This window comes from Sphingopyxis soli, from assembly GCF_018682675.1.
GTDB lineage: Bacteria > Pseudomonadota > Alphaproteobacteria > Sphingomonadales > Sphingomonadaceae > Sphingopyxis > Sphingopyxis soli.
This window is the reverse complement of record NZ_JAFMTR010000102.1, coordinates 1-22,947: the sequence shown is the minus strand read 5'-3', so window position 1 is coordinate 22,947 and position 22,947 is coordinate 1. Positions and strand designations below refer to the sequence as shown.

At 66.9% G+C, this 22,947-nt stretch carries 20 protein-coding genes and 1 tRNA gene; 8 read left to right on the top strand and 13 right to left on the bottom strand.

Going from position 1 to position 22,947, the window contains the following annotated elements:
* Window positions 1-2: 2 nt before the first annotated feature.
* The 3 genes from J1N50_RS15330 to J1N50_RS15320 form a co-directional block, all read right to left on the bottom strand.
* Window positions 3-884, bottom strand: a complete 882-nt coding sequence (locus J1N50_RS15330) for a type II secretion system protein N (protein ID WP_215355256.1) — start codon at window positions 882-884, stop codon at window positions 3-5.
* 174 nt (window positions 885-1,058) lie between these two features.
* The gene (locus tag J1N50_RS15325) at window positions 1,059-3,827 is read right to left on the bottom strand and encodes a TonB-dependent receptor domain-containing protein (protein WP_215355254.1); all 2,769 of its coding nucleotides are present in this window, start codon (window positions 3,825-3,827) and stop codon (window positions 1,059-1,061) included.
* Between the two features lie 89 nt (window positions 3,828-3,916).
* Window positions 3,917-5,545, bottom strand: coding sequence for a hypothetical protein (locus J1N50_RS15320; RefSeq protein ID WP_215355252.1), 1,629 nt, complete (start codon window positions 5,543-5,545; stop codon window positions 3,917-3,919).
* 306 nt (window positions 5,546-5,851) lie between these two features.
* Here J1N50_RS15320 and J1N50_RS15315 point away from each other — a divergent pair.
* Window positions 5,852-5,938 (top strand) — tRNA-Leu (locus tag J1N50_RS15315).
* A gap of 393 nt (window positions 5,939-6,331) precedes the next feature.
* Here the strand turns inward: J1N50_RS15315 and J1N50_RS15310 are convergent.
* The 4 genes from J1N50_RS15310 to J1N50_RS15295 form a co-directional block, all read right to left on the bottom strand.
* Window positions 6,332-7,315 carry an acyl-CoA dehydrogenase family protein gene (locus tag J1N50_RS15310; protein ID WP_215355250.1) on the bottom strand — a complete coding sequence of 328 codons (984 nt, stop codon included), beginning with the start codon at window positions 7,313-7,315 and terminating at the stop codon, window positions 6,332-6,334.
* Window positions 7,315-8,454, bottom strand: a complete 1,140-nt coding sequence (locus J1N50_RS15305) for an acyl-CoA dehydrogenase family protein (protein WP_246553599.1) — start codon at window positions 8,452-8,454, stop codon at window positions 7,315-7,317. The genes J1N50_RS15310 and J1N50_RS15305 overlap by 1 nt, the downstream gene beginning before the upstream one ends.
* A 286-nt stretch (window positions 8,455-8,740) precedes the next feature.
* Window positions 8,741-9,370 (bottom strand): NADPH-dependent FMN reductase, encoded by a 630-nt coding sequence (locus J1N50_RS15300; RefSeq protein ID WP_215355248.1) that lies wholly within the window; start codon window positions 9,368-9,370, stop codon window positions 8,741-8,743.
* An 11-nt stretch (window positions 9,371-9,381) separates the two neighbouring features.
* On the bottom strand, window positions 9,382-10,146 hold the full coding sequence (locus tag J1N50_RS15295) for a phytanoyl-CoA dioxygenase family protein (protein ID WP_215355246.1): 765 nt from the start codon (window positions 10,144-10,146) through the stop codon (window positions 9,382-9,384).
* A 102-nt stretch (window positions 10,147-10,248) separates the two neighbouring features.
* Between J1N50_RS15295 and J1N50_RS15290 the strand changes: the two genes are divergently transcribed.
* Entirely contained in the window at window positions 10,249-11,169 is a 921-nt protein-coding gene (locus tag J1N50_RS15290; protein WP_215355244.1) for a LysR substrate-binding domain-containing protein, read from the top strand.
* A 2-nt stretch (window positions 11,170-11,171) separates the two neighbouring features.
* Here the strand turns inward: J1N50_RS15290 and J1N50_RS15285 are convergent, their stop codons facing one another.
* Window positions 11,172-12,968 carry a sensor domain-containing diguanylate cyclase gene (locus J1N50_RS15285; RefSeq protein WP_215355242.1) on the bottom strand — a complete coding sequence of 599 codons (1,797 nt, stop codon included), beginning with the start codon at window positions 12,966-12,968 and terminating at the stop codon, window positions 11,172-11,174.
* A 101-nt stretch (window positions 12,969-13,069) separates the two neighbouring features.
* Window positions 13,070-13,684 (bottom strand): TetR/AcrR family transcriptional regulator, encoded by a 615-nt coding sequence (locus J1N50_RS15280; RefSeq protein WP_215355240.1) that lies wholly within the window; start codon window positions 13,682-13,684, stop codon window positions 13,070-13,072.
* Window positions 13,685-13,769: 85 nt separating this feature from the next.
* Between J1N50_RS15280 and J1N50_RS15275 the strand changes: the two genes are divergently transcribed.
* Entirely contained in the window at window positions 13,770-15,212 is a 1,443-nt protein-coding gene (locus J1N50_RS15275) for an 8'-apo-carotenoid 13,14-cleaving dioxygenase (RefSeq protein WP_215355238.1), read from the top strand.
* Here the strand turns inward: J1N50_RS15275 and J1N50_RS15270 are convergent.
* Window positions 15,133-15,993 (bottom strand): NTP transferase domain-containing protein, encoded by an 861-nt coding sequence (locus J1N50_RS15270; RefSeq protein ID WP_215355236.1) that lies wholly within the window; start codon window positions 15,991-15,993, stop codon window positions 15,133-15,135. The two genes, J1N50_RS15275 and J1N50_RS15270, sit on opposite strands and share 80 nt — an antisense overlap.
* Complete coding sequence (locus tag J1N50_RS15265; RefSeq protein ID WP_215355234.1) at window positions 15,990-17,018, bottom strand: D-alanine--D-alanine ligase family protein; 1,029 nt, start codon at window positions 17,016-17,018, stop codon at window positions 15,990-15,992. The genes J1N50_RS15270 and J1N50_RS15265 overlap by 4 nt, the downstream gene beginning before the upstream one ends.
* Before the next feature lie 206 nt (window positions 17,019-17,224).
* On the opposite strand from J1N50_RS15265, the gene J1N50_RS15260 reads away from it, so the two are divergent.
* The gene (locus J1N50_RS15260) at window positions 17,225-18,664 is read left to right on the top strand and encodes a hypothetical protein (RefSeq protein WP_215355232.1); all 1,440 of its coding nucleotides are present in this window, start codon (window positions 17,225-17,227) and stop codon (window positions 18,662-18,664) included.
* Window positions 18,665-18,794: 130 nt separating this feature from the next.
* Complete coding sequence (locus J1N50_RS15255; protein WP_215355230.1) at window positions 18,795-19,847, top strand: hypothetical protein; 1,053 nt, start codon at window positions 18,795-18,797, stop codon at window positions 19,845-19,847.
* 97 nt (window positions 19,848-19,944) lie between these two features.
* On the opposite strand, the gene rplL is transcribed toward J1N50_RS15255, so the two are convergent.
* Together rplL and rplJ are read right to left on the bottom strand one after the other, a co-directional pair.
* Window positions 19,945-20,319, bottom strand: a complete 375-nt coding sequence (gene rplL / locus J1N50_RS15250) for a 50S ribosomal protein L7/L12 (RefSeq protein WP_215355228.1) — start codon at window positions 20,317-20,319, stop codon at window positions 19,945-19,947.
* Window positions 20,320-20,375: 56 nt separating this feature from the next.
* Window positions 20,376-20,891 carry a 50S ribosomal protein L10 gene (gene rplJ, locus J1N50_RS15245; protein WP_215355226.1) on the bottom strand — a complete coding sequence of 172 codons (516 nt, stop codon included), beginning with the start codon at window positions 20,889-20,891 and terminating at the stop codon, window positions 20,376-20,378.
* A gap of 453 nt (window positions 20,892-21,344) precedes the next feature.
* On the opposite strand from rplJ, the gene J1N50_RS15240 reads away from it, so the two are divergent.
* The 3 genes from J1N50_RS15240 to J1N50_RS15230 all read left to right on the top strand — a co-directional run bounded on the left by J1N50_RS15240 (window position 21,345) and on the right by J1N50_RS15230 (window position 22,781).
* Window positions 21,345-21,896 (top strand): PadR family transcriptional regulator, encoded by a 552-nt coding sequence (locus tag J1N50_RS15240; protein ID WP_215355366.1) that lies wholly within the window; start codon window positions 21,345-21,347, stop codon window positions 21,894-21,896.
* 151 nt (window positions 21,897-22,047) lie between these two features.
* The gene (locus J1N50_RS15235; protein WP_215355224.1) at window positions 22,048-22,572 is read left to right on the top strand and encodes a DUF2975 domain-containing protein; all 525 of its coding nucleotides are present in this window, start codon (window positions 22,048-22,050) and stop codon (window positions 22,570-22,572) included.
* On the top strand, window positions 22,572-22,781 hold the full coding sequence (locus J1N50_RS15230) for a helix-turn-helix domain-containing protein (RefSeq protein ID WP_215355223.1): 210 nt from the start codon (window positions 22,572-22,574) through the stop codon (window positions 22,779-22,781). The genes J1N50_RS15235 and J1N50_RS15230 overlap by 1 nt, the downstream gene beginning before the upstream one ends.
* Window positions 22,782-22,947: the final 166 nt, after the last annotated feature.

The following is a 22,947-nucleotide window of genomic DNA, read 5'->3' as shown; positions in this document are numbered from 1 at the left end:
CGTTATTTCGAGAGGATGAGAGCGATGGGGACGACGCTGGCGCCGCGTTCGACCTCGACCGAGATCCGCGCACCGGGCGAAAGCTGGTTCGCGAGCGAGGCCGCGTCGCTGGCCGAGCCGATCGGGCGGCCGCCGACCGAGCGGATGACGTCGCCGGGGCGCAGCCCGGCGGCGCGGAAGACGGCGCCGTCGCCCTGCGGCTGGACGAGCAGACCGGTGACCTTGCCATTCTCGGCCCGCGGCGCGAAGGCGACCCCCGCCTTCAACGCTTCGGGCGAAATCTCGCCGCTCGGCGAGACGCCGTTCGCGCCCGCCGGCCCGGGCTCGGGGGTCGGCGCCGGAAGCGCCGTGCCCGGGGTGGCGACCGGCGCCGCGCCGCTCTGGTCGAGGAACAGGCTTTCGCGCGCGCCGCCGCGGTCGAGCAGCACATGGTCGAAGGCGACGCCGACCAGCTTCAGCCCCGGCGCGATTTCGTCGCCGACCGCATAGCTGGTCTGGATTCCGTCCTCGCCCGCGATGATCGCCGAGCCGCCGCCGGTCGCTTCGTTGATATTGACCCCGAACAGCGTCAGCCCCGCCGCGGTGACGGTGGCGCTCGCGGGCCCCTGCGCCGCATTGCGGAAGAAAGGATCGAAGCCGGCGAAGAGCGCGCGGCGTTCGGCGGGCGATGCGATCATCGCGGTCTGCGGCTGCCATGCGCCGAGCGGCGACAGCGGCACGACGAGCGTCCATAAGAGCCGGACGCTCTGCCAGACGAGCAGCGCGCCGAGCAGTACGATGACGAACAGCGGAAGGATCGCGCGCGGCGACCTTTTGCCCGCGCGAAGCCAGGCAGGCAGCGCGCGGGGCAACCGAACGGCCGATCCGGGCATCAGCGTCGCCATGAACTTGTCCCTGTCCCCCAGACTGAAAAGCGGTCTCGCGAATCGCCTAGGGGCGATCGGTGACAATCAGTTGACGGGAAGATTACAGTTTTTTGTCAGCCGGGCGAGTCCGCCCTGCCCTGCTCGTCGCAAGCGCCATCCCGGCCGCAACCGGGATGGCGTACGGCGACTGCCTCAGAATTTCAGCGACCCGCCGAGCGAGAAGGTCGTGCCGGTCTTGTACAGGTTGTAATAGATGGTGTTGTCGCCATTCTGCTGCAGTTCCTTGTACTTGGTCCCGAAAATATTGCGGGCCTCGAACTTGATCTCCAGCTCCTTGCCGAACAGCGGGAAGCCCTGCCGCGCGACGAAATCGACCTGGATGCCGGGCTTTTCGAAGATATCGGGCTGGCCCGACGGGCCGCGGCGCGTGATGCGGTCCGACGCATAGGAAATCAGGATCGTCTGCTGCGACAGCTTTTCGGTATCCTCGAGCCCGAATTCGACGTTCACCAGATGGTCCGACTGGCCGGTCAACGGCGCCCCGTCGCGGAAGAACTGGCTGGCCAGGGTCGCGCCGGTGAAGGGGAAGGCCTTGACCGGATCGTCGGCGCCGACCTTCAGCTTCGAATTCGACCAGGTATAGTTGCCGATGAACACGCCGCGGCGCGTCGCGAAAAAGCCGTCGCCCCAACCGCTGAGGTCGAAATATTTCTGCACTTCCAGCTCGGCGCCATAGAGCGTCGCTTCGGGCGCATTGGCAAAGCGCGTCGTCACGCTGTTGCCGTCGAAGCTGGCATAGGTTTCGATCGGATTCTTGATCTTCTTCCAGAAACCGCCGATCGACACGCGCTGTTCGGGCGCGAAATACCATTCGAGGCGGCCTTCGGCATTGTAGAGCTGGCTGTCGACAAGCTGCGGGTTGCCCTGGAAGCTCCGGTTGGTGTCGGGGTCGTAATAGGACTGGAACACCAGCTCGCGGAACTGCGGCCGCGCGATCGTCTTCGAGGCGCTGAGGCGAACCTGCATCTGCGGCTGGATCTCGTAGGTGATCGTCGCGGCGGGGAGCAGATAGTCGCGACTGAGGTTGGTGTCGGGCGGCAGCGTCGGGTTGACGGCATAGACCTGCACCGCGCTCACGCGCTCGACCGCGGTTTCGTAGCGCGCGCCGACGTTGACGTTCAACCCGTCGAGAAGGTCGGCCTGCAGCTGGAAATAGGCCGCATGGTTGCGCAGGATCGCGCGGAACGTCGGGTTCGAACCCGTGCTGTCGACCAGGCTGATCCCGGTCGGGCTGGGATTCGCCGGGCAATTAGGGTCGGTCGGCGGATTGAGCGGCGGGAAACAGATCACCGCCTGCGACAGCAGCAGGTCGGGACGCAGCAACGACACGGCCAGCGGAATATCGTTGTTGCCCTGGAACAGGAAATCGCGCCGCTCGGTGACGCGGTTCGTGTCGCTATAGGCGTAGCCATAGACCGCCTTGATGCCCGGCGCGATCTCGTAGGTGAAGTCGATCCCCGCCGAATAGAGATTCTCGTTGAGGTCCGAAAAGGCGATCGACGCGCTGCCCGGACGCTGGCCGGTGCTCAGCGTGTTGGTGAAGAACTGGCCATAGGGATCGCTCGCGCTGTTCGACCGGCTGTAGAGGAAGCTCAGCTCGAACGGCGCTTCGCGCTGCGAATTGGCATAGCCCGCGCGGACGTCGACATCGAGATTGTCGAAGGGCTGGAATTCGCCGACGAACTGGGTGTCGAACAACTGGCGCGCATACCAGGCGGTGTCCTGGTACATGAAGCTGACGCCGGGGTTGGAGTCGGAGGTATCGGGACGGTCTTCGGCGCCGAGGCGCGCCTGCTTGATCGTGTCGCGAATATACAGGTTGGTCCAGCGAACCTTGTTTTCGCCGAATTCGGCGCTGAGACCGACCAAGCCGTTCACGACGACGCGATTGTCGGTGATCACGCGGTTGACGTCGGTGTTGAGCGACGACAGGTCGAGCGCGTTTGCGGTCTGCTGCGTCACGTCGCGCGTGCGCCACTTGCTGCTATAGCCCGCTGTCGCGATCAGGCCGATCTCGGTCCCGCCGATCGTCCACGACTTGCCGCCGGTGATGTTCGCGCCCCAGTTGACGGGCATGTCGTTGTTCGTCTGGACGAGCGCGTTGCGCGCGGTCACGAACTGCCCCGCGATCGCCTGCTGGTTGACGCCGGGATCGTTGATGCGAAGGCCCGAAGCGCGCCACGCGCGATAGGCGGGCGGCAGGTTGCGGCCGCCATCGCCGAAGCCGGTCCAGTCGCTGCCGGTGCCGTAATAGGTGTAGCCGAGCTGGCCGGTGGTTTCCGAATTGCCGCCGATGCTGCCGCCGATCGTCAGGAAGGGATCGCGGGGGACTGCCTTGGTCGTGAGGTTGATCACGCCGCCGCCGAACTCGCCGGGGTAATTCGCCGAATAGCTTTTCTGCACCAGCGACGAGGCAATGATGCCGCTCGGGAAAATATCGAGCGGCACGACGCGCTTCAGCGGCTCGGGGCTCGGCAGTGGCGAACCGTTGAGCAGCGCGAGCGAATAGCGATCGCCAAGGCCGCGGACATAGACGAAGCCGTTGCCGACGACGCTGAGGCCGGTGACGCGGCCCAGCGCGCCGGCGATATTGCCCTCGCCCGTCCGCGCGATATCGGCGGCGCCGAGCACCGAGACGACCTGCGGCGCGGTGCGCTCGATATTGGCGTTGCGGCGGCCGGTGACGACGATCTCGGCCCCCGGGATCGACACGTCGGTTTCGTCTTCTGCCGCCTCGTCGGCGGCCATCTCGACCGCGTCGGCCGGGGTTTCGGCGGCGGGGTCAACCGCGGACGGCGCGGGGGTTTCCGCACCCGGCTCGGACTGCGCCATGGCCGTGGCGGGCGCGACGAGCGCCGTGGAAATCAACAACAGGCTGGCGAGCGGGAGCGGCTTGGACATGGCGATCACCCCTTGGGATCCTTGTAAATCTGGAAGATATGCGAGAGGGAGCGGCGCGCGCCGCTCCCTCCCGGTCGAAGCAAAAAGCCTCAGTAGGTCGGCAGCGAGGTGCACAGACCGGTGTTGCCCGTACCGAAGTTGGCGGTGGCGCTGTTGCAGGTCCAGCTCTGGAACCAGGTGTCGGTCGCATCCTTGACCGCGCCGATATAGGTCGTCTGGTCGAAGAAGCCGGCGCGGGTCTGCTCGATGCCGGCGAAGGTCGAACCGTTCAGCGTCGAGACGTTGAAGGGCGTGACCGCCGTTTCGGTCGCCCCGTTGATGTAGAGGCTGGTCAGCGTCGGCGTATAGGCGTCGTTGTTGCCGTTCGTGCCGGTGCCGAAGATCGCCGCCGTCGCGCCGGCGGTGATGCCGCTGTCGATATATTTCGTCGACGAACACTGCATCAGCACCGAACGGAAGATCGGGGCGCCGAACTCGTCGATCGCCGCGTCCTGGGTGCCCGAGGCGGTCTGCGCGCGGCTGATGCGCAGGCAGGGGTTGTTCGGGCTGACCAGCACCGAGTTGTACAGGCCATAGTCGGTGCCGCCGCGGAGCAGGATCGACGCCTGGTCCGCCGAGGCGTTCTGCGAATTCTGGTAGAAGACGAAGTTGGCGACGCGCGTGTTCTGGCGCGGCGTGTTGCCGTCGAGCGAGTTGTCGGTATCGGCCTCGATCATCGCGTCGCCGATGTTCGGACGCTGGACGATGATGCCGTACTGGAAGTTGGCCTTCGTGCCGACGTCGGTGTCGAGGTTATCGTCCTCGGCGCCGACGCCGATGAGATGCTTCACATGGGCGTGGCCGCCGAACACTTCGAGCGCGTCGTCCGAACTGTTGTACGACATGATATGGTCGATCTGCGTCGCCGAGCCGACGCCCTGCAGCGTCAGCGACTGAAGCTCGCTGTTGCCCGACAGGATATAGCCCGAGAAGCGGATCTGGACGTAGCTCATCCGGCCGCTGTTGTCGTTGTTGAGCACGCCGCCATAGAGCGCGGGATCGACCGCGCCTTCGGTCTGGCGTTCGCAGGCGTTGGTGCCCGGCGTCGCGGTGCCCGAAGCGCAGTCGGTGATCTGCGCGCGGCCGCTCAGCACCACACCGCCCCACTGGCCGGACGAATTTTCGGTGTTCAGCCCCTGCATGTTGTCGCGGCTGGTGAAGATGATCGGGCGCGTCGGCGTGCCGACGGCCGAGATCCGGTTGCCGCGGTTGACGTTCAGCCACGACGGACCCGATTCGCCGTACAGGATGACGCCCGGTTCGATCGTCAGCACGACGTCGGCCGGATCGGTCGATTCCTCGGTCGGTCCCTGGTCCGAACCGACATCGACGCGGCCGTTGATGCGATAGACCAGGCCGGCGATCTTCGGCAGCGTCGTGCTGCCGGTGATGACGGACGGCAGGGTGCAGACGCGGAAGCTGCCGATCGACGGATTGTTGATCGTGCCACTGTCGGTCAGCGCGCCGCCGGCGATGGTCGGACAGCCCGCAGCCGGGGTCACCGACGGCGGGGTCGGGGTCGGCGTGGGGGTCGGCGTCGGGGTCGGCGTCGGGGTCGGATTGATGATGATCGTGCCGCCTTCGCCCGGCGACGCGATGTCGTCGGCGCCGCACGCGGCAAGGGTGGAACAGGCCACGCTGGTAAGCATGATCAAACGAACGCGTGCGAAAGCCGCCATGAAATTCTCCGTTCCCGGTGTGCGCCGCGTCGGGCGCTGTGAAAAACCACCGGCGAACGAAGGATGAGTGCCGCCTCGCCCCCGGTGCCGCCGCCACTAGGGTGATTCGATGACGGTCTGACGCCAGAGCGATGACAATTGGGTGACGCTTTGGAGTCGATTTGGTGACATCCGCCCCAGCCGCGGATTTCTGCCTTCGCACCTGCAAAAAAATAAAAGCGCCCCAGCTCGCTTGCATCGCCCGAAAAGCTTTGCTAGGCGCCCGCTCCTACCTGGTGCCGGACGCGATCCGGACCATCATGATGTGCGGTCGTGGCGGAACTGGTAGACGCGCAACGTTGAGGTCGTTGTGGCCGAAAGGCCGTGGAAGTTCGAGTCTTCTCGACCGCACCATAGAGTCCAGTGGACTTCAAAAAGCAGCCGTGATCCATGATCGCCCCGCAAGGGCGCGCTTAGCCGACGGGGAGCGCCGGTCTCCGCGATCGACGCGACGCACGATCTTCGGCTATCGCTCCGGCGCCTTTTCGCACAGCCTTCCGGCGCGGCGGCGATTCCGGACAAAAAAAGCGCCCGCCGGATTGGAACCGGCGGGCGCCAGATGAAGATTTCCATCCTCGAACGAGGAAGAACTCTTCTGGGTCGCGAGGGCGCAATTACACGCCGCGACCGGGTTCCGATTGGACGAAAGCGCCAAATCGTCCACTGATATCACACTCTTGCGAGAGACCTTCGGCAGGGCCGCGATGGCGCCCCAGAGGTCGCCCCGGAGACCGCCCCGGAGGCCACCTATGCCGGAAACAGCTCGGCGCGGGCGAAATCGACCGATCCCGTGTCGCTGGCGAGACGCAGCCTTCCCAGCCGCCGGTTCCAATAGCTTTCCGACCCGTCGGCCAGCCGCCACGCGTGCAGGCGGCGGGTGAAAAGCTGGAGGTCGTGTTCCTCGCTGATCCCGATCGCGCCATGAACGGCGTGCGCGCTCGCCGCGATCCGCGCCGCGGCCTTGCCGGCGACCGACTTCGCGGTGGCGGCGGCCGCGAGCGACGGCGGGAAGGCGCCGCCGCAGCCGAGCTGCGACGCGATGCGCGCCGCGACCGCGTCCTCGGCCATGACCGCCATCGTCTGCTGCAGCGCCTGCTGGCGCCCGATCGGCTTGCCGAACTGGATGCGCTCGTTGGCATAGGCTGCGGTCATTTCGACGAGCCGGTCGGCCGCCCCCGCGATCAAGGCGGCGCGCAGCACCGCTGCCAGGGCGCGCAGTCCGGTTTCGGGCGCGGCGAAGGCGTCGGCGCCCGGCAACGCGTCCCAGCGCATCACCGCCGAGAGGTCGCCGGTCACGCCGGTTGCTTCGGGGTCGCCCGAGGCAGCCGCGACCAGATGCAGCCTCCCCTCGCTCTCGACCAACACATGGTGCGCGACCCGCCCGAACGGCACGACGGTGCGCCGATCCTGGCCGGCAACGGCGAGCGCGACCGGTCCGTCGGGGATCGGCCGTCCGGCCGCGGCGAGCAGCGCGCGCGCGATCATCGTCTCGCCGACCGGCAGCGGCACGGCGCGCCGCCCGAGTTCCTGCCACAGCGCATTGGCGACCGCGAGCGGTAGGCCGGCGCCGCCCGCATCCTCGCCGACCAGCGCGTCGAGAAAGCCCGACGCCGCAACCTCGGCCCACATCGCATCGGCGCTGCCGCCGCGCTCGACGGCGCGGACCGCGGCGGGCGCCGCGATCGTATCGAGCATCCGCACGAAGGGTTCGATCAGATCCGCAGCGTCCATCAGCGTAGCCCCATGCCGCGCGCGACGATGCCGCGCAGGATTTCCCGCGTCCCGCCGCGCAGCGAAAAGCTGGGCGCGAGGTGGGTGACGTAGAGCAGCGTCCGGTAGAGCTCGGCATCGACGGCCTCGTCCGGCCACGCGGCAAGGTCGGCGCCGATCGCCACCGGCAGCTCCTGTTCGAAACTGGTGCCCAGGTCCTTCACCAGCGATGCCTCGACGACCGGGCTCTCTCCCGCGGCGAGGCGGGCGGTGCAGGCGATCGACATCGCGCGCAGCACGCCAAGCCGCGCGGTGAAATCGCCGACCAGATCGAGCGTCGCGGTGTCGCCGCGTCCGACGCCGCGCAGGTGGCGGATCCACGCATCGAGCAGCACGACGCTCGAATAGATGCGCTCGGGCCCGCTGCGTTCGAACGCCAGTTCGGCGGTCACCTGCTTCCAGCCCTCGCCCTCCTGGCCGATCAGCGCCTCGGCGGGAAGGTCGACATCCTCAAAGAACACCTCGGCAAAATGCGCGTCGCCGGCCAGATCGACGATCGGCCGCACGGTGACGCCGGGCGCCTTCAGGTCGATGATCAGCTGCGACAGCCCGATGTGCCGGTCGTCGCTGCTGCCCGAGGTGCGGAGCAGCGCGATCATATAGTCGCTGTGCATCGCGTTGGTGGTCCAGATTTTCTGCCCGTTCACGCGCCAGCCGGTCTCGGTCCGCGTCGCGCGGGTGCGGACGCTGGCGAGGTCGGATCCCGACCCCGGCTCGCTCATCCCGATGCAGAAGAACAGCTCGCCGCGGCAGATGCGCGGGATATAGGATTGCCGCTGCTCCTCGGTCCCGAAATTGAGGATCAGCGGCGCGCTCTGCCGGTCGGCGATCCAGTGCGCCGCGACCGGCGCCCCTGCCGACAAAAGCTCCTCGACGACCACAAAGCGCGCGAAGGGTCCGCGCTCGTGCCCGCCATAGCGCTTGGGGAGGGTCAGCCCCAGAAAGCCGGCCTCGCCCAGCCGCCGGCTGAACGCGGCATCGAACCCAGCCCACGACCGGGCGCGGCGATCGTCGGGCAGCGCCGCGACCGCCTCGGCGACGAGCGCGCGGATCGCGGGACGGATCGCTTCGTCTTCGGGCGGCAACGCCGCCAGGGTCAATGTGTCGAACAGCGTCCCGCCTCCCGCATCGTCCCGCCGGTACGCCCGGCTGGCGGCACATTGCAGCCGCGCACCTCGGGATCAACCGATTTCGTCCGTCAATCGCTCCCGACCGTGCAGAGGGCGGGCGACCGCTTCGTCAGGGCCGGGACGCCGAGGACCGCCGGAACGGCTTCGTCGCGGCGCCGCGAACGGGCAAGCGATACGCCCTGCCCCCTGTACATGAGCACCGGACGCGCGGCACATCGCCAGTCGCAGGCCGCCATGGGCTGAATGTCGATACCGCCTAAGCCGGCTGAACCTGCGGCTGTCGCTCCGTCCCGGCCGCATCGTAAGCCGCCTTCATCCGCGCGAACGTCATCACCTGGCTCGTCATGATGTCGATCTGCGCCGCGATGCCCCGGTCGGTGAGCAGCCCGTCGGGATCGAACAGCGGCTGGCTGCTGTTCGCGGTGACCGCCATCGGGGTCGGCCAGCCGCGCAGCGCATGGGTGATCGAACGCAAGGTCGCGAGCGTGCTTCCCGCTGCCTGCCAACCCCCCGCGACCGCGACCAGCCCGACGGCACGGCCATCGAAATAGGGCTGCGCGTCGGAGACAAGATCCTGCGCATAGTCGAGCGCATTCTTGACCACGCCCGACACGGTGCCGTGATAGGCGGGCGAGGCGACGATGATCCCCTCGGCATCGCGCAGCGCGCCGGTCAGCGCCTTGGCCCTCGCGCACCGCTCGCTATGGTGCGGGGCATAGAGCGGCAGGTCGATCGCTTCGCCCGCGAACAGCATCGTATCGGCACCCTGCGCCTCGCAGCGCGCAAGCGCGTGGCGGAGCAGCCGCTCTGCCGAACCGCCGGTCGTGGCATTGCCCCCCAGCGCGACGATGCGCGGACGGCGGGTCGAAACGGGACGATCGATCATGATGCTCTCGCTCAGTTGAAGGTCACCTGGCTGCCGCCGCGCAGAAAGGCGATGGCGTTGCGGCGAAGGTGGTTGGTGCCGGGGTTCAGGATCGGTTCGGGCGAATATTGCGCCAGATAGACGCGGCGCATGTTCGGGGTCGAATTCGATCCGGTCGCGTGGAGCGCAAGGCTGGAGAAGGCGACGACGCTGCCCGCCGGAACCTCGATCGTGACGCCCTCCTTGTCGCCGGTGTAGCCGACAAGGTCATTGCTGCCCGGTTGGCGGACGTGCGGGACGATGCCGTGGCGCGTTTCGGGCGCTTGCGAAAAGGGCATGATGCGCACGGTGCCGTTCGCCACCGTGGTATCGTCGAGCGTGCACCAACAGGTGAGGTACGGCTTGTGATCGGCGGGGCCGCCGTTGCCGACGACATAGCCCGAATCCTGGTGCCAGCTGAACGGCATGCCTTCGCTGGCGCCCTTCACGACATATTGGTCGTAGAAGAAATAGGCGTTGTCGCCCAGGGTCGCGCGGCAGATGTCGGCCATCGTTTCGCTGAACAGCATCGTCCTCAGGTCGGGCTGCTTGCGCTGGCATTCGCCGGCGAAATAGCGCTTGCCCTTGTGGCTGATGCCGTCGACCTCGACCCCCAAAGCGTCGAGCCGCGCGTCCTCGCGCGCGATGACGCGGCCGCATTCCTCGCGCAGCAGGTCGAGCAGCGGGCCTTCGAGAATGCGTTCGAACACCGCGTAGCCTTCGGTCGCAAACTGTTCGCGCTGGGCCGCATAATCCATTTCCGTCTCTCCCGGATTTATTCGATAGCGACTCGATACGCCCAACCAGCCATCGCATCCAATCGAATTGCATCCATCAACCATACGTCTATACTATGGCTCATGCGAATGAGACAGGTCGAGGCGTTTCGCGCCGTGATGATAAGCGGGGGCATCACCGCCGCCGCGACGATGCTCAACATCAGCCAGCCGTCGGTGAGCCGGCTGATCGCCGACATGGAGCGGGCGGTGGGGTTCCGCCTCTTCGACCGCCGCGGCGCGCGCGTCCATCCGACCGCCCAGGCGCAGGCGCTGTACGAAGCGGTGCGGCGAAGCTACGCGGGGCTCGACCTGCTCGACCAGGCGGCACGGCGCATCCGCGCGCACCCGGTCGGCACGGTGCGCATCGCGGCGCTGGCCGCCATCGCGATGTCGGTGCTGCCCGCGGTGATCGCGCGCTTTCGCATCCTCTATCCCGAGATCAAGATCACGGTCGAATCGCTGGGCCAGCGCGCGATCGAGGAGCGCGTGTTCCTGGGACAGGCGGACCTCGGCATCGGCGTCGATGTGCAGGGGCGCGAAGGCATCAGGTCGACGCTGCTCGCGCGCGCCGAATATGTCTGCATCCTGCCCGCGAACCACCCGCTTGCGGCGCGGCCGCAACTCGCGGTGGCGGATCTGGCGGGCGAGGAGTTCATCGGCCCGATGCACGAGGCCGACGCGCTGTGGAACGGGATCGACGCCGCGCTCGACGATTCAGGCATCCCGGTGTCGCGGCGGTTGGAGACGCAACATTCGCAGATATTATATGCCTTCGTCGAGGCGGGACTGGGCGTGTCGATCGCCGAACCGTTCAGCGCTCCGCTGTTCCACCGGCTGAACGTCGCGGTGCGCCCGATCGCGCCGCCCGTCTATCTCGATTTCGCGCTGCTCGAGCCCGACATAGGGCCAACGCCCGAGATCGTCGCGTGGCTGAACGCCGATGTGGCGCGCGAGACGGCAGCGTGCCTCGCGCATGTGCGAAAGGTTGTGTCTTCCAATTAGGATCAGGCCGCCAAGCGCAGCCGGTTCCGTCCCTCGCGCTTCGCCGTATAGAGCGCCTGGTCGGCGCGGTGGAGCAATTCCTCGGCGTCCAGCTCGCCGTCATAGACCGCCAGCCCGATGCTGACCGTCGCGGGCGGCAGGTCGTCGCTGCTGTCGTCGGCCTCGATGGCCTTGCGCAGCCGTTCGGCGACCAGTTCGGCCGCCTGCGCGCTCGACCGCTGGAGGACGCAGACGAACTCCTCGCCGCCGAAGCGCCCGACCATGTCCTCGTCGCGCAGCGACGCCTTGGCGCGGCGTGCGACGCGGCGGATCACTTCGTCGCCGACCGCGTGGCCGAACTCGTCATTGATGCGCTTGAAATGGTCGATGTCGAAGATCGCGACCGCCAGCGGCGCGCCATGGTCGCGCGCGCCAACCATCGCTTTTTCCAGGAAGGCCAGCGTGTGGCGCCGGTTCGGCAGGCCGGTCATCATGTCGGTGTTGGCGACACGCTCGGCCGCGTTCCGCGCGGCTTCGAGGATGCGGGCATTCTCGACCGTCTCGGTGACGTCCTGCAGCGTTCCGAAGATGCCGACGGGCTTGCCGCCCCGCCCCGTCTCGATCAGCCCGTGCGACTTGACGTGCCTGACCTCGCCGTCGGCGCGCCGCAGCCTTCCCTGATATTCGAAGGGCTGACCGGTTTTCACCGCCTCGCGCAAGATGCCTTGCGCGATTTCCCGGTCCTCGGGCAGATATTGCTCCATGCTGTATTCGACGTCGACCGGCGTGCCGGGGGCGAGCCCGTGGATGCGATAGGTCTGGTCGGACCATTCGATCGTCCAGCGCACCAGGTCGACGCGCCAATGGCCGACGAGCGCCGCGGCTTCGGCCTGCAACAAGGACCGATTGCTCTGTTCGAGCCGCCTAGCCAGCCGCCGCTGGGCGACGAGCAGCGCGGCGAGCGGCAGCGTCGTGAACAGCATCGCGAGCAGGTAGAATTGCAGGAACAGGACGCGCGTCGTCCGGTCGGCCTCGATCGCGGCCACCGGTCCCATCCCCTGGCCGGTCAACAGCGAGGTGATGATCGTCACGATCAGCATCGCGGTCGCGGCGCCGAACGGGCCAAGGCGATAGGCGGCGGCGACCACCGCGATACACGGCAGGAAGGTCGAGGGGAAATGCGCCTGCGAAAAGGCGGCTGCGGTGACCGCGGCGGTGGCGGTCAGGATCAGCACCGCCTCGCCCTTCATCCGCGCGGGGGCGTGCTCCAGCGCCTTCGAGCCGATCAGCCGCGCCAGCGTCACGATCGGCGGCGTCACGATCAGGATGCCGAGCGCGACCGTCGTCAGCCACGACAGGAAGAAGTCGAGGCTGCGCCCGCCCAGAGCGGCGCCGACGAGCGCCGTGGCGATCGAGGCGCTGAGCGCGCTTGCCGACAGCGCGGCGACGCAGAAATTGGCGAAGGAGCGCGGGACCATGAACGACAGTTCGCCGGCTTCGCGGCGGCGGATCAGCCAGAGCGCGGTACAGGCCTCGCAGCCGTTGGCGACGGTGAAGGCGGCCGACAGGGCAAGGCTCGATCCGCCCAGCATGTTCGCGGCCACGCTTGCCGCCGCCATGCCGACGAGCGACGCGAGGCGGGCATGGGCGGGCATCAGCAACAGCAGCGCCAGCATGTAGCCGCTCGGCGGCCAGACCGCGGCGATGTTGTCGGCCCCCTTGGTGGCATGGAGCGACACGGCGGCCAGCACGAAATAGCCGAACGCCGTGGCCAGCGACCAAACCGCCGCTTCGACTCGGGGGGAGTGCGACCGCGTCATGCGATTACCCTAGGTCGACGCTGGCAAATAAAGCGCTAAGATTTTCCCCGATTTGTAGCATTTCGCCGCCATAGCTCCCCCCGGCAGGCTGGATCGCGGCGTCAGTCGACCCCGCCAAAGGTCATTCCGACCACCTGCTCGACCATCGCCTCGTCCCATTCGATGCGGCGGTCAAGCACCAGCATCGCCAGGCCGTGGACCAGCGACCAGGCGTGCAGCGCCGCGACATCGACCTTTTCTTCCAGATGGGGCAGCGATTGCTGGACGCCGGCGCGGAGCAGGCCATAGGCGACATCGCCGCCGTCGCTTCCCTTTTGCTGATGGCGTTCGGGCATCTGGCGCGTGAAGCTCAGGCGGAACACCGCGGGCTCGTCGTGCGCGAAGCGGACATAGGCGACGCCGATCGCCAGGAAGCCGGTGCGGCCGCCGCCGACGCGCAGCCACGCCTGCGCCTGCAGCGCGCCGAGCCGGCGCAGCCCCTCGTCGGCCAGCGCGTCGAGCAGCGCCTCCTTGTCGGGAAAATGGCGGTAGAGCGCAGTCGCGCTCACCCCGACGTCGCGCGCCAGCGCGCGCAGGCTGAGTTCGGCGCCGTCGCCTTCCTCCAGCCGCTTCAGCCCCGCCGCGATCACCGCCGCGCGCAAGTCGCCATGATGATAGGCGCCCGAAGATTTCCCGCCGGCATTTTCCATGTTGACACTGTTATCTTGTTCGGTCATGTTGCCACCGTAAACATTCCGAGTCGCCCGCACAACCCCCACGCCGCGCGGCACTTTCGTCACCTTCCACTTAAGGAGCATCGATATGGCGAGCAACGTAGAAAGCCTGATCCGCGGCGCCGTGAAGAAGGGCATCGGCGCCGTCGCCGACTTCAACCGCAAGCGCCTCCCCACCCCTGCCGACGCCCACCCCTATCTCACCGGCATCCACACCCCGATGACCGAGGAGTTCACGCTCGAGGAACTGCGCGTCGACGGCGAGATCCCCGCCGCCCTCGCCGGCCGCTACCTCCGCAACGGCCCGAACCCGGCGCTCGCCCCAGACCCCGCCAGCTATCACTGGTTCACCGGCGCGGGCATGGTTCACGGCATCCGCATCGAAGGCGGCAAGGCCGACTGGTATCGCAACCGCTGGGTCCGCGGCGCCGAGGCGTGCGAACTGCTTGGCGAAGACATTCCCCCCGGCCCCCGCGCCGAACGCAACGACGCGCCGAACACCAATGTCATCGGCATCGATGGCCGCACCTTTGCGATCGTCGAGGCCGGGGGCAAGCCGGTCGAACTCGGCTATGAGCTCGACACGATCGCGCACAACCCGTTCGACGGCACGTTGAAGGGCCCCTACACCGCGCACCCGCACCTCGACCCCTTCACTGGCGAGATGCACTCGATCACCTACAAGGGCGACGACTTCAACACCGTCTGGCACGTCGTCGTCGACACCGAGGCACAGGTGATCCGCGAGCTTCCGATCCCGGTCAGCGACGGCCCGTCGATCCACGACTGCGCGATCACCGAAAATTACGTGCTCGTCCTCGACCTGCCCGTCACCTTTTCGATGAAGCGCCTGCTCGCGGGCCATAGCTTCCCCTACGCATGGAACGAGAAGCATCCCGCGCGCGTCGGCCTTCTCCCCAGGAAAGGCAGCGCGGACGACATCGTCTGGATCGCGGTCGAGCCCTGCTATGTCTTCCACCCCGCCAACGCGTTCGAGACCGCCGACGGCAAGGTGATCGTAGACGTCGTCGCACACGAGACGATGTTCGCCGAATCGACGCGCGGCCCCGACAGCCGGAAGGCGCGGATGGAGCGCTGGACGCTCGACCCCGCCGCCCGCACCTCGGTCCGCGCCGTCATCCATGACCATGCGCAGGAATTCCCGCGTTACGACGAACGGCTGACCACCAAGCCCTATCGCTATATCTATACGGTCGCGATTCCCGAGGCGGCCAAGTCGGAATGGCAGCTCGCCGATACACGGTTGTTCCGCCACGATCTCGGCACGGGCACCACCGACGCGCACGACTTCGGTCCCGGTCGGCATCCCGGCGAATTCGTCTTCGTCCCGCGCAGCGAACAGGGCGCTGAGGATGACGGCTGGCTGATTGGCCTCGTCGTCGATATGAACGACGAGACCACCGATCTCGTCATCCTGAACGCCGACGATTTTACCGGGTCACCGCAAGCTGTGGTTCACCTGCCGCACCGCGTTCCGCCGGGGTTTCACGGCAACTGGGTCGCGGATTGACCATATCGGGGCGCTTCATCAGCGCCTCGGTCACGCGCAGCGACCGCTCGTTGTCGACATCGATCGCCGTCGCCCCGTTGCTCACCAGCAGCGGGGCGATGTCGACTTGCAGGTGGCGCGAGATGCGCTGGAAGATATGGTGGATCGGCCCGAGCCCAAAGCGAAAGCGCAGCAGGTTGACAAGGCCGAACGCGCGGATGATGCGCATCGGCTTCTTCACGAACTGCCCGCCGCCGCGAAATGCTTCCACCGCCCGCAGTGCCGGCCGGTCGCCGATCCAATAGGCGTTGCAATTCGACACCGCGACGTCGGAAAATTCATAGAAGCGCCGCTGCCCCTCCGGATGAACCGCGAGCACATCCTCGCGCCGTGCGAGCGCAACCCCCGCGCCGACGCCGAGCCGCGCTGCCTCGGCACCGATCTCGGCGATCGTCGCGGGGGTCAGCAGGCAATTGTCGGCTGTGGTGATGAACAGTGGAAACTTGGCCAACTCGGCAACCGCCAGCACCGACGCCGCCAGATTGCCGGCCGCAGGCACGATCGTCAGCCGGTCTCCCAGTCGCTCGACCACCTCGTCGGCAAGCTCATCCAGCAATGTCTGATGATGCGTCGAGACGAAAATATGCGCGGCATTGGTCTGCGCCGCGCTGTCGAGCACATGCGCGATCATCGGGCGGCCCGCGACCGGAACGAGGCATTTGTCGCGAACGCCATGCGCCTCGGCCAGCGCGTCGACCGCGCCCGGCCGGCGCCCGGCGAGGATCAGGATCGAGCCGCTCATGCCGCATTCCTCTGCACCAAGCCTGCAAGCTGGCGGATCATGCTCTCGGCCACGATCGTCTCGATCAGGTCGGCCTGGGTGAAGCCCGCAGCGATCGCCGCGCGGCCGAACACCTTCTCCGACCAGAGATTGCAGTTGAGATTGACTTCGAGAAGCCGGATTTCGCCGGTCGTGAAATCGACGCGAAATTCGAAGCGGCCATAGTCGAAGGGCCGGAAAACCTCCGCCATCTCTGCCGTATAGCGAACGAGCCGCGCACCGACCTCGGCGTCGTCGAACAGTTCGAGCCTGTATTTCTGGCTGCGGTCGACGAGGTCGCGCTTTTCCTGATACGTACGCAGGTGGCTCGGGTCGGACTGTTCAAATATCATCATCGGCAACATTGCGGGCACACCGTCGATCGTGATGACGGGCACCTCTACGTCGCTCCCTTCGATAAAGGGTTCCACGATTACGTCATGATCCAGCGCATGAATTTCGGCGACCGCCTGCGCGAGTTCGCTCCGGTCTTGGGCGTCGCGAATACCCCACGAAGCCGAGCTGTTGTTCGGCTTGATGACCCACCGCCGCGCGGGCGGGCAGCGTGCAACGTCGACCGGCGCGCCACGGCGAAAAATCGACCAGGGCGCGGTCGGAATGCCGCGCGCAGCCGCTTCCAGCTTGGTCAGATGCTTGTCGTCGGAGAGCCCGCGGATGATTGGCGATGCCCCGACATAGGGCATCCCCAGCCGATTGCAGAGGAGCGGCAGGAGCATCTCCGAGTTGAAGAAGCCGCCGCGGTTGAGCAGCGGGAAGACGAAATCGGCGTCGGGCCTCGCGAATAGGTCGGAATAGTCATCCGCGATGACGAGCGGCATCCCCAGCGCCTCGAGTATCTCGCGCGTCTCGCGATGATAAAGCGCATGATTGCCGTCGTCGGGATGCAATCCTCCGGTCCAGCGCGCATGTTTGGCGACGAAAAGGAGCCGCTGCGTGTCGCGCAGGCGTTCGGGGAGCCGGGTCGGCGCGAGGTCGGTGGTTCGCATGGGATGGGTTCACCATGGCGAGATTGCACCGCGATGACTTTTCAATGACCGGGCTGACACCAAACCGCCAAATCAGTGTCATCCTGCACCGGTAGTTTGCAGGCAATCTTCTCCGTTCCGGATAGCTGGCGATGCTCCTGAATTCCCAAAGTTTCGACTACGACACCCCACGCTCGCGCACCCGATGCGCGGCACGCCTCGCCTCCGTGCTGGCCAGTGGAGGCGACGGGCGCATCCGGCTCGATGCGCAGGGGCGCAATCAATATCATGCGAGCGCCGTGCCGAGCGACGCGCTCGCCTATGGCTCGTCGACCATTAACAGCATTTCGGCCCACGCATTCGATATGCTGATCGGTCACTGGCGCGACCGGCTCGACCAGCCGGTGGCGAGCGCCGACTATTTCGAGGGGCTGGGCGCGATCCGCGAACAGGTCGGCGATTATTTCGGCCTCGCGGGCGAGGCCGCGATCGTCTTCGCAGCGTCGGGGACCGATCTGGAATATGTCGGTCTCGCCGCCGCTTATGACGGTCGTCCCTTGACTGCGGTGCTGCTTGGCCGTGACGAAGTCGGTAGCGGCTGCGTCCATAGCGCCGCCGGCCGCTTCTTCGCAGGCGAAACCGCAACCGGCGCGCGCGTCGCCGCGCAAGCGGCGATCGACCCGGCATTCGCCGGAACCGAACTGATCGACATCGCGGTGCGCGACGCCACGGGCAACCCGCGATCGTCGGCGGCCGTGACCGCCGAACTGTCGCTCCATATCGAGCGTGCGGCGGCGCACCGGCGGCGCGCCGTCGTGCACGTCGTGCACGGATCGAAGTCGGGGCTGACCCTTCCCGCGCTCAACGATGTCGAGCGGCTCGTCGCGGCGCATGGCGATGCGATGACGATCGTCGTCGACGCCTGCCAGCTCCGCATTACCCCGGCTGTGGTCCGCCGCTATATCGCGCTCGGCTGTGTGGTATTGATGACCGGATCGAAATTCGCCGGCGGTCCGCCGTTCAGCGGCTTTGCGCTGGTTCCGGCCTCAGCGCGGGATCGTGCGCACCCTTTGCCGACGGGATTTCGGCGCCTTTCAAATCGCGCCGAGTGGCCCGAGGATTGGCCCGGCGCCGATCGCCTGCACGCGACGGCCAACTTCGGACTTCTGCTCCGTCTGCAGGCAGCGCTCTTCGAAATGGAGCGCTTTGCCGTGCTACCCGAGGACCGCGTTACCCATGTCGCCGCGCGGTTTGGCCACCATGTGATGCGCCTCGTTAAACGACTCGAACTCGCCGAGGTGCCCGGCGCCGGAACGAATTGCCTCGCAACCGAAACGCTTCGCACGCTCGATCTGTCGGCGCGTTGGCCGCAATGCGATTTCGACGCAGCGAAAGACATGCACGGGCTGATCGCGCGCGAGACGCGGCGGTGGCTGGGGCAGGAAATCCGGCTCGGCCAGCCGGTGAAGACCCACCCGCTTGCCGATGGTCGGGTCGCGGGCACGTTCCGCTTGTCGCTGTCGATGCCGCTACTCGCCGAGATGGCCGGGCTGCCTGACGCCGCGCTTGATGCGCGTCTCGACCGCGACATGTCGCTCATCGGCGCGGCGATCTCGGCCGCAGGGGCGGTCCACTTCGCGGCGCCGCGCTCAGCCCCTGTCGATTGAGCGGGAAAGTGCCTTCGGAACACGCGAGCGGGTGCGAAATCCTCACCGCGCCGCCCGGCCGACACGGCTCATCGTGGAATCCTCGCCATTTTTGCAGCGCTTTCCGGCTGCGGCTCGTTTGCCTTTCGCTATGACGAAATCTCTTACCCTCTCCCGCTCCGCCACGAGTGCGATTGCCGCGTTCCTGGCCCTGTCCACCCCTATCGCCTTCGCGCAGGAAGCGCCGGTCGTCCCGATGACGCCGCCGGTCGCCGAACCGGCGGCGCCGCCGACCATTCAGCCGCCGAGTACCACGGCGCCGACCGCCGCGCCTGCCGCCGAGCCCGCGGTGGCGCCGCCGGTGATCCGTGTCCCGACGGTGATCGAAACGCCATCGGCGCCGAAGGCCGCCGAACCGCGCGCGGCCGCCGCTCCCGTCCGCGAAGCGCGACCGGCGCCGCGCCAGCGCACTGAGGCGCCTGCTCCGGTCCGCGACCGCGCCGCCGCGTCGGCCGGACCCGCTGCCCCGGTGATGACCGAGGAGGTCGCCCCGCTCGCGGCACCGACCGCCGAGCCCGTCCAGCCGATCGCCGAATCTGCGTCGGCGCCGGTCCAGAAGGCGACGAACGGCGGGGACAGCTTCCCTTGGGAAATCGCCGGTGGCGCTGCCGCGTTGCTGGTTGCGGGCGCGGCAGGTTTCGCGCTGATGCGCGGCCGCCGCGCCGGGAGCGAAGTCCGGGAATTCGACGAGAGCCGCCGAAGCGCCGAATGGGTGCCATTGGCCGACCCGGCCTTTGCTCGCGAGGACCTTGCTCGTGAGGACAGCGCTGCTGCCTCCGTCGCCGAGCCTGTGCCCGCCCCGCCCGTCGTCGCCGCCGCGCCCGGCTTCACCCCGGTGCCGAGCGGCAGCATGGGCCGTCACGAGGCGCTCGCCATGGCCGGGCCGACGCCGGACAATCCTTTTAAGACGCTGCGCAAGCGCCTCGCCCGAGCGCGGTTCCTCGATCGCCAGGAACGGGCCGCCTATGACGCGGCGCTGGCGACCAGCCAGCCGCAGACCGAACAAGCCCCGGTGCGCAAGCCGGTCAGCGCGTGGGAAATCTCGCAGCGTCAGACCGCTGCGGCCCCCGCCGAGCAGGAGGTGCGCCGCCTGCAGCCCGGTGCAATCCGCAAGGATCTGAAGCCCGGCTGGACGCACAACTGAGCGGCTCTCTCGCCGACAATGAAAAAGGGCGGCGCCGTGAGGCACCGCCCTTTTTCATTGCAAGCACGGCGGGCGAACCCGCCGGACCCGAACCGAATTACTTCAGTTCGACGGTCGCGCCGGCGGCGATCAGCTTGGCCTTCAGCTCTTCGGCTTCGGCCTTGTTCACGCCTTCCTTGACGGCCTTCGGCGCGCCTTCGACGAGCGCCTTGGCTTCGCCCAGGCCCAGGCCGGTGATCGCACGGACTTCCTTGATCACGTTGATCTTGTTGCCGCCGTCACCCGTCAGGATGACGTCGAATTCGGTCTGCTCTTCAGCAGCCGGAGCAGCGGCGCCAGCGGCCGGGCCAGCAACGGCGACGGCAGCGGCGGCCGAAACGCCCCACTTTTCTTCGAGCAGCTTCGAGAGTTCAGCAGCTTCCAGAACGGTCAGCGCCGAGAGGTCGTCAACGATCTTTGCGAGATCAGCCATTTTCATTCTCCATCAGAACCGGGAAAGCCCGGTGAATTGTTACGGTAGGTAAAAGTTTATGCCGCTTCCTTGGCGCCATAGGCACCAAAGACCCGCGCCAGCTGGCCAGCCGGGGCTGCCGCAATCTGCGCAACCTTGGTGGCCGGAGCCTGGAGCAGGCCGACAAGCTTGCCGCGCAGTTCGTCAAGCGACGGCAGCGATGCAAGCGCCTTCACGCCATCCACGTCGAGGACCACATCCCCCATGCCGCCGCCAACGATTTCAAGCTTGTCGTTGGTCTTGGCAAATTCCACCGCGATCTTCGCAGCCGCGACCGGATCGGTCGAGGTTGCGATTGCGGTGGGCCCGGTCAGCAGATCGCTGATGCCGGTGTAGGAAGTGCCATCGAGCGCGATTTTGGCAAGACGGTTCTTCGTGACCTTGAAGCTTGCACCCGCGTTCCGCATCTGCTCGCGAAGCACCGTCGACTGGGCGACGGTGAGGCCGAGGTTGCGAACAATCACAACCGCGGCTGCATTCGACAGCGTAGCGTTCAGCGAGGATACGGCTTCGGCCTTTTCAGCACGATCCATGCCTGTTTCTCCACTCATGCCCGGCTGCACGCAACCGAGCCGCTAACACACGCAAAAGCCGTGCGGGACGAATCCCGCCTGTCCTTCACGCAACGATGTCCGATGGGGTCGGTCAAGCCGCTGGCGCCTGGGAATGCCAGGCGGGCGACCGAGAAAAGACTGTCCCCGTCTCGGTTGGAAATTAAGAAGGGCCAATTCCCTTCACCAACTGTCTCGGACGGAATTGCCGCAGGCGAACCCGCGGCAACACGGGGGCGCTCATAGCCGGAATCGGGGGGAAGTCAAGGATCGCCGCGGAAGTTGACGATCTTCCCGCACATCGCCCTTGCAAAGTTTGATTCAAGATATATCTTAGATGCATCGAATCACATGAAGGAGTTCAAGATGCGACACGGAACGAGCCGGCATGGCTGCGGCGAGCGCCACGCCATGCAGCGGATGATGCGCGAGGCGATGCGGCACGGAATGGGGAGGGGCGGCCGCGGTTTCGGATATGGCTTCGGCGGGCGCCACGGGCGCGGCGACGACGACGGCCGCGGCCGGCGCCGGCGGATGTTCGACAGCGGCGAACTGCGGCTCGTGCTGCTGAAGCTGATCGCCGACGAGCCGCGCCACGGATACGACCTGATCCGCCGGATCGAGGAACTGACCGGCGGCGCCTATGCGCCGAGCCCCGGCGTCATCTACCCCACCCTCACCCTCTTGGGCGACATGGGGCTGATCGAGGCGGCCGACAGCGGCGGCGCCAAAAAGCTGTTCGCGATCACCGATGCCGGCCAGGCCGAACTCGACGCGAACCAGGACGCGGTCGAGGCGCTGATCGAGCGCCTGACCGAAGTCGGCGAAGAGCGCCAGCGCACCGACAGCGCCTCGGTCCGCCGCGCGATGGGCAATCTGCGCGCCGTGCTGATGAACCGGCTGGGCGACCGCGACCTCGACGAGGCGACGCTGCACGCCGTCGTCGCGCTGATCGACGAAGCCGCGCAAAAGATCGAGCGGCTGTGATGGCGCCGACGCCAGCTGGCCGCGTCGCCACCGGATCCAACCCGCGATGACGATGTCGGAAGACGAATTATCGTTTTTCAATATTATTGATTGACGATAAGGAAATGCCAGAATATATCGTTCTTCGATAAGCAAACTATCGGAGAACGATATGAGTACGGATCATTCCACCCTGCTGGGCGCGACCCGCGGCCTGTTGTGGCTGATGCTGGCGCTGGTCGCGGCGGCGTTCCTGTTCGTCATCGCCTCGGGCGCGGCGCTGGTTGCCATGTGGCCCGACATCGTCGTCGAGGCGAAGAACAGCCGGATATTCGTCGAACCCGACGCGATGCGGCCGCAGCTGTTCGCACTGCTCGGCATTCTCTTCCTCGTGCTTGGCATCGCGGTCTTTATCCTGCGCAAGCTGCAGGCGCTGATCTCCACCGCGTCGAGCGACCCCTTCGTCCCGGCCAACGCCGCGCGGCTGCGCCACATCGGCTGGGCGCTAGTCGGCGTTCAAATTCTGGCGATCCCGCTGGGATCGATCGCGCGGAGCATCGCGGTACCCACGAGCCAGTTCGCCGATATGGGCGGGATCAACCTGCAGGGCATATTGGCGATCCTGCTCGCGTTCGTGCTCGCCGCGGTCTTCGAACGCGGCGCCGCGATGCGCGACGAGCTGGAAGGGACCGTGTGATGGCGATCGTGGTGAAACTCGACGACCTGCTCCACGCGAAGCGGATGACGCTGACCGACCTGTCCGACCGTATCGGCATTACGCTTGCCAACCTGTCGATCCTCAAGACCGGCAAGGCGAAGGCGATACGCTTTTCGACCCTAGAGGCGATCTGCACCGAACTCGCGTGCCAGCCCGGCGACTTGCTGGCGTTCGAAGCCGACAGCTGAAAACAGCGGGGCGCCCCACTGGCCCCGCCGCCGCTTCCCCGGGCGGCGGCGGGGCTTTTCCTTTGGCCGGGTTGCGGCCGGTTGCGGCCACGGAATTCCTTCATGTGGCGTAGCCATGGGGAGGTGGCAGCGCGAAGCGCTGACGGAGGGGCAAATGGCGTAACGT

Bases quoted from the DNA above. Each gene is read 5' to 3' on its own strand.
- J1N50_RS15330 (WP_215355256.1), bottom strand. From the start codon at position 884: ATGGCGACGCTGATGCCCGGATCGGCCGTTCGGTTGCCCCGCGCGCTG.
- J1N50_RS15325 (WP_215355254.1), bottom strand. From the start codon at position 3,827: ATGTCCAAGCCGCTCCCGCTCGCCAGCCTGTTGTTGATTTCCACGGCG.
- J1N50_RS15320 (WP_215355252.1), bottom strand. From the start codon at position 5,545: ATGGCGGCTTTCGCACGCGTTCGTTTGATCATGCTTACCAGCGTGGCC.
- J1N50_RS15310 (WP_215355250.1), bottom strand. From the start codon at position 7,315: ATGGACGCTGCGGATCTGATCGAACCCTTCGTGCGGATGCTCGATACG.
- J1N50_RS15300 (WP_215355248.1), bottom strand. From the start codon at position 9,370: ATGATCGATCGTCCCGTTTCGACCCGCCGTCCGCGCATCGTCGCGCTG.
- J1N50_RS15295 (WP_215355246.1), bottom strand. From the start codon at position 10,146: ATGGATTATGCGGCCCAGCGCGAACAGTTTGCGACCGAAGGCTACGCG.
- J1N50_RS15290 (WP_215355244.1), top strand. From the start codon at position 10,249: ATGCGAATGAGACAGGTCGAGGCGTTTCGCGCCGTGATGATAAGCGGG.
- J1N50_RS15285 (WP_215355242.1), bottom strand. From the start codon at position 12,968: ATGACGCGGTCGCACTCCCCCCGAGTCGAAGCGGCGGTTTGGTCGCTG.
- J1N50_RS15280 (WP_215355240.1), bottom strand. From the start codon at position 13,684: ATGACCGAACAAGATAACAGTGTCAACATGGAAAATGCCGGCGGGAAA.
- J1N50_RS15275 (WP_215355238.1), top strand. From the start codon at position 13,770: ATGGCGAGCAACGTAGAAAGCCTGATCCGCGGCGCCGTGAAGAAGGGC.
- J1N50_RS15270 (WP_215355236.1), bottom strand. From the start codon at position 15,993: ATGAGCGGCTCGATCCTGATCCTCGCCGGGCGCCGGCCGGGCGCGGTC.
- J1N50_RS15265 (WP_215355234.1), bottom strand. From the start codon at position 17,018: ATGCGAACCACCGACCTCGCGCCGACCCGGCTCCCCGAACGCCTGCGC.
- J1N50_RS15255 (WP_215355230.1), top strand. From the start codon at position 18,795: ATGACGAAATCTCTTACCCTCTCCCGCTCCGCCACGAGTGCGATTGCC.
- rplL (WP_215355228.1), bottom strand. From the start codon at position 20,319: ATGGCTGATCTCGCAAAGATCGTTGACGACCTCTCGGCGCTGACCGTT.
- rplJ (WP_215355226.1), bottom strand. From the start codon at position 20,891: ATGGATCGTGCTGAAAAGGCCGAAGCCGTATCCTCGCTGAACGCTACG.
- J1N50_RS15240 (WP_215355366.1), top strand. From the start codon at position 21,345: ATGCGGCACGGAATGGGGAGGGGCGGCCGCGGTTTCGGATATGGCTTC.
- J1N50_RS15235 (WP_215355224.1), top strand. From the start codon at position 22,048: ATGAGTACGGATCATTCCACCCTGCTGGGCGCGACCCGCGGCCTGTTG.
- J1N50_RS15230 (WP_215355223.1), top strand. From the start codon at position 22,572: ATGGCGATCGTGGTGAAACTCGACGACCTGCTCCACGCGAAGCGGATG.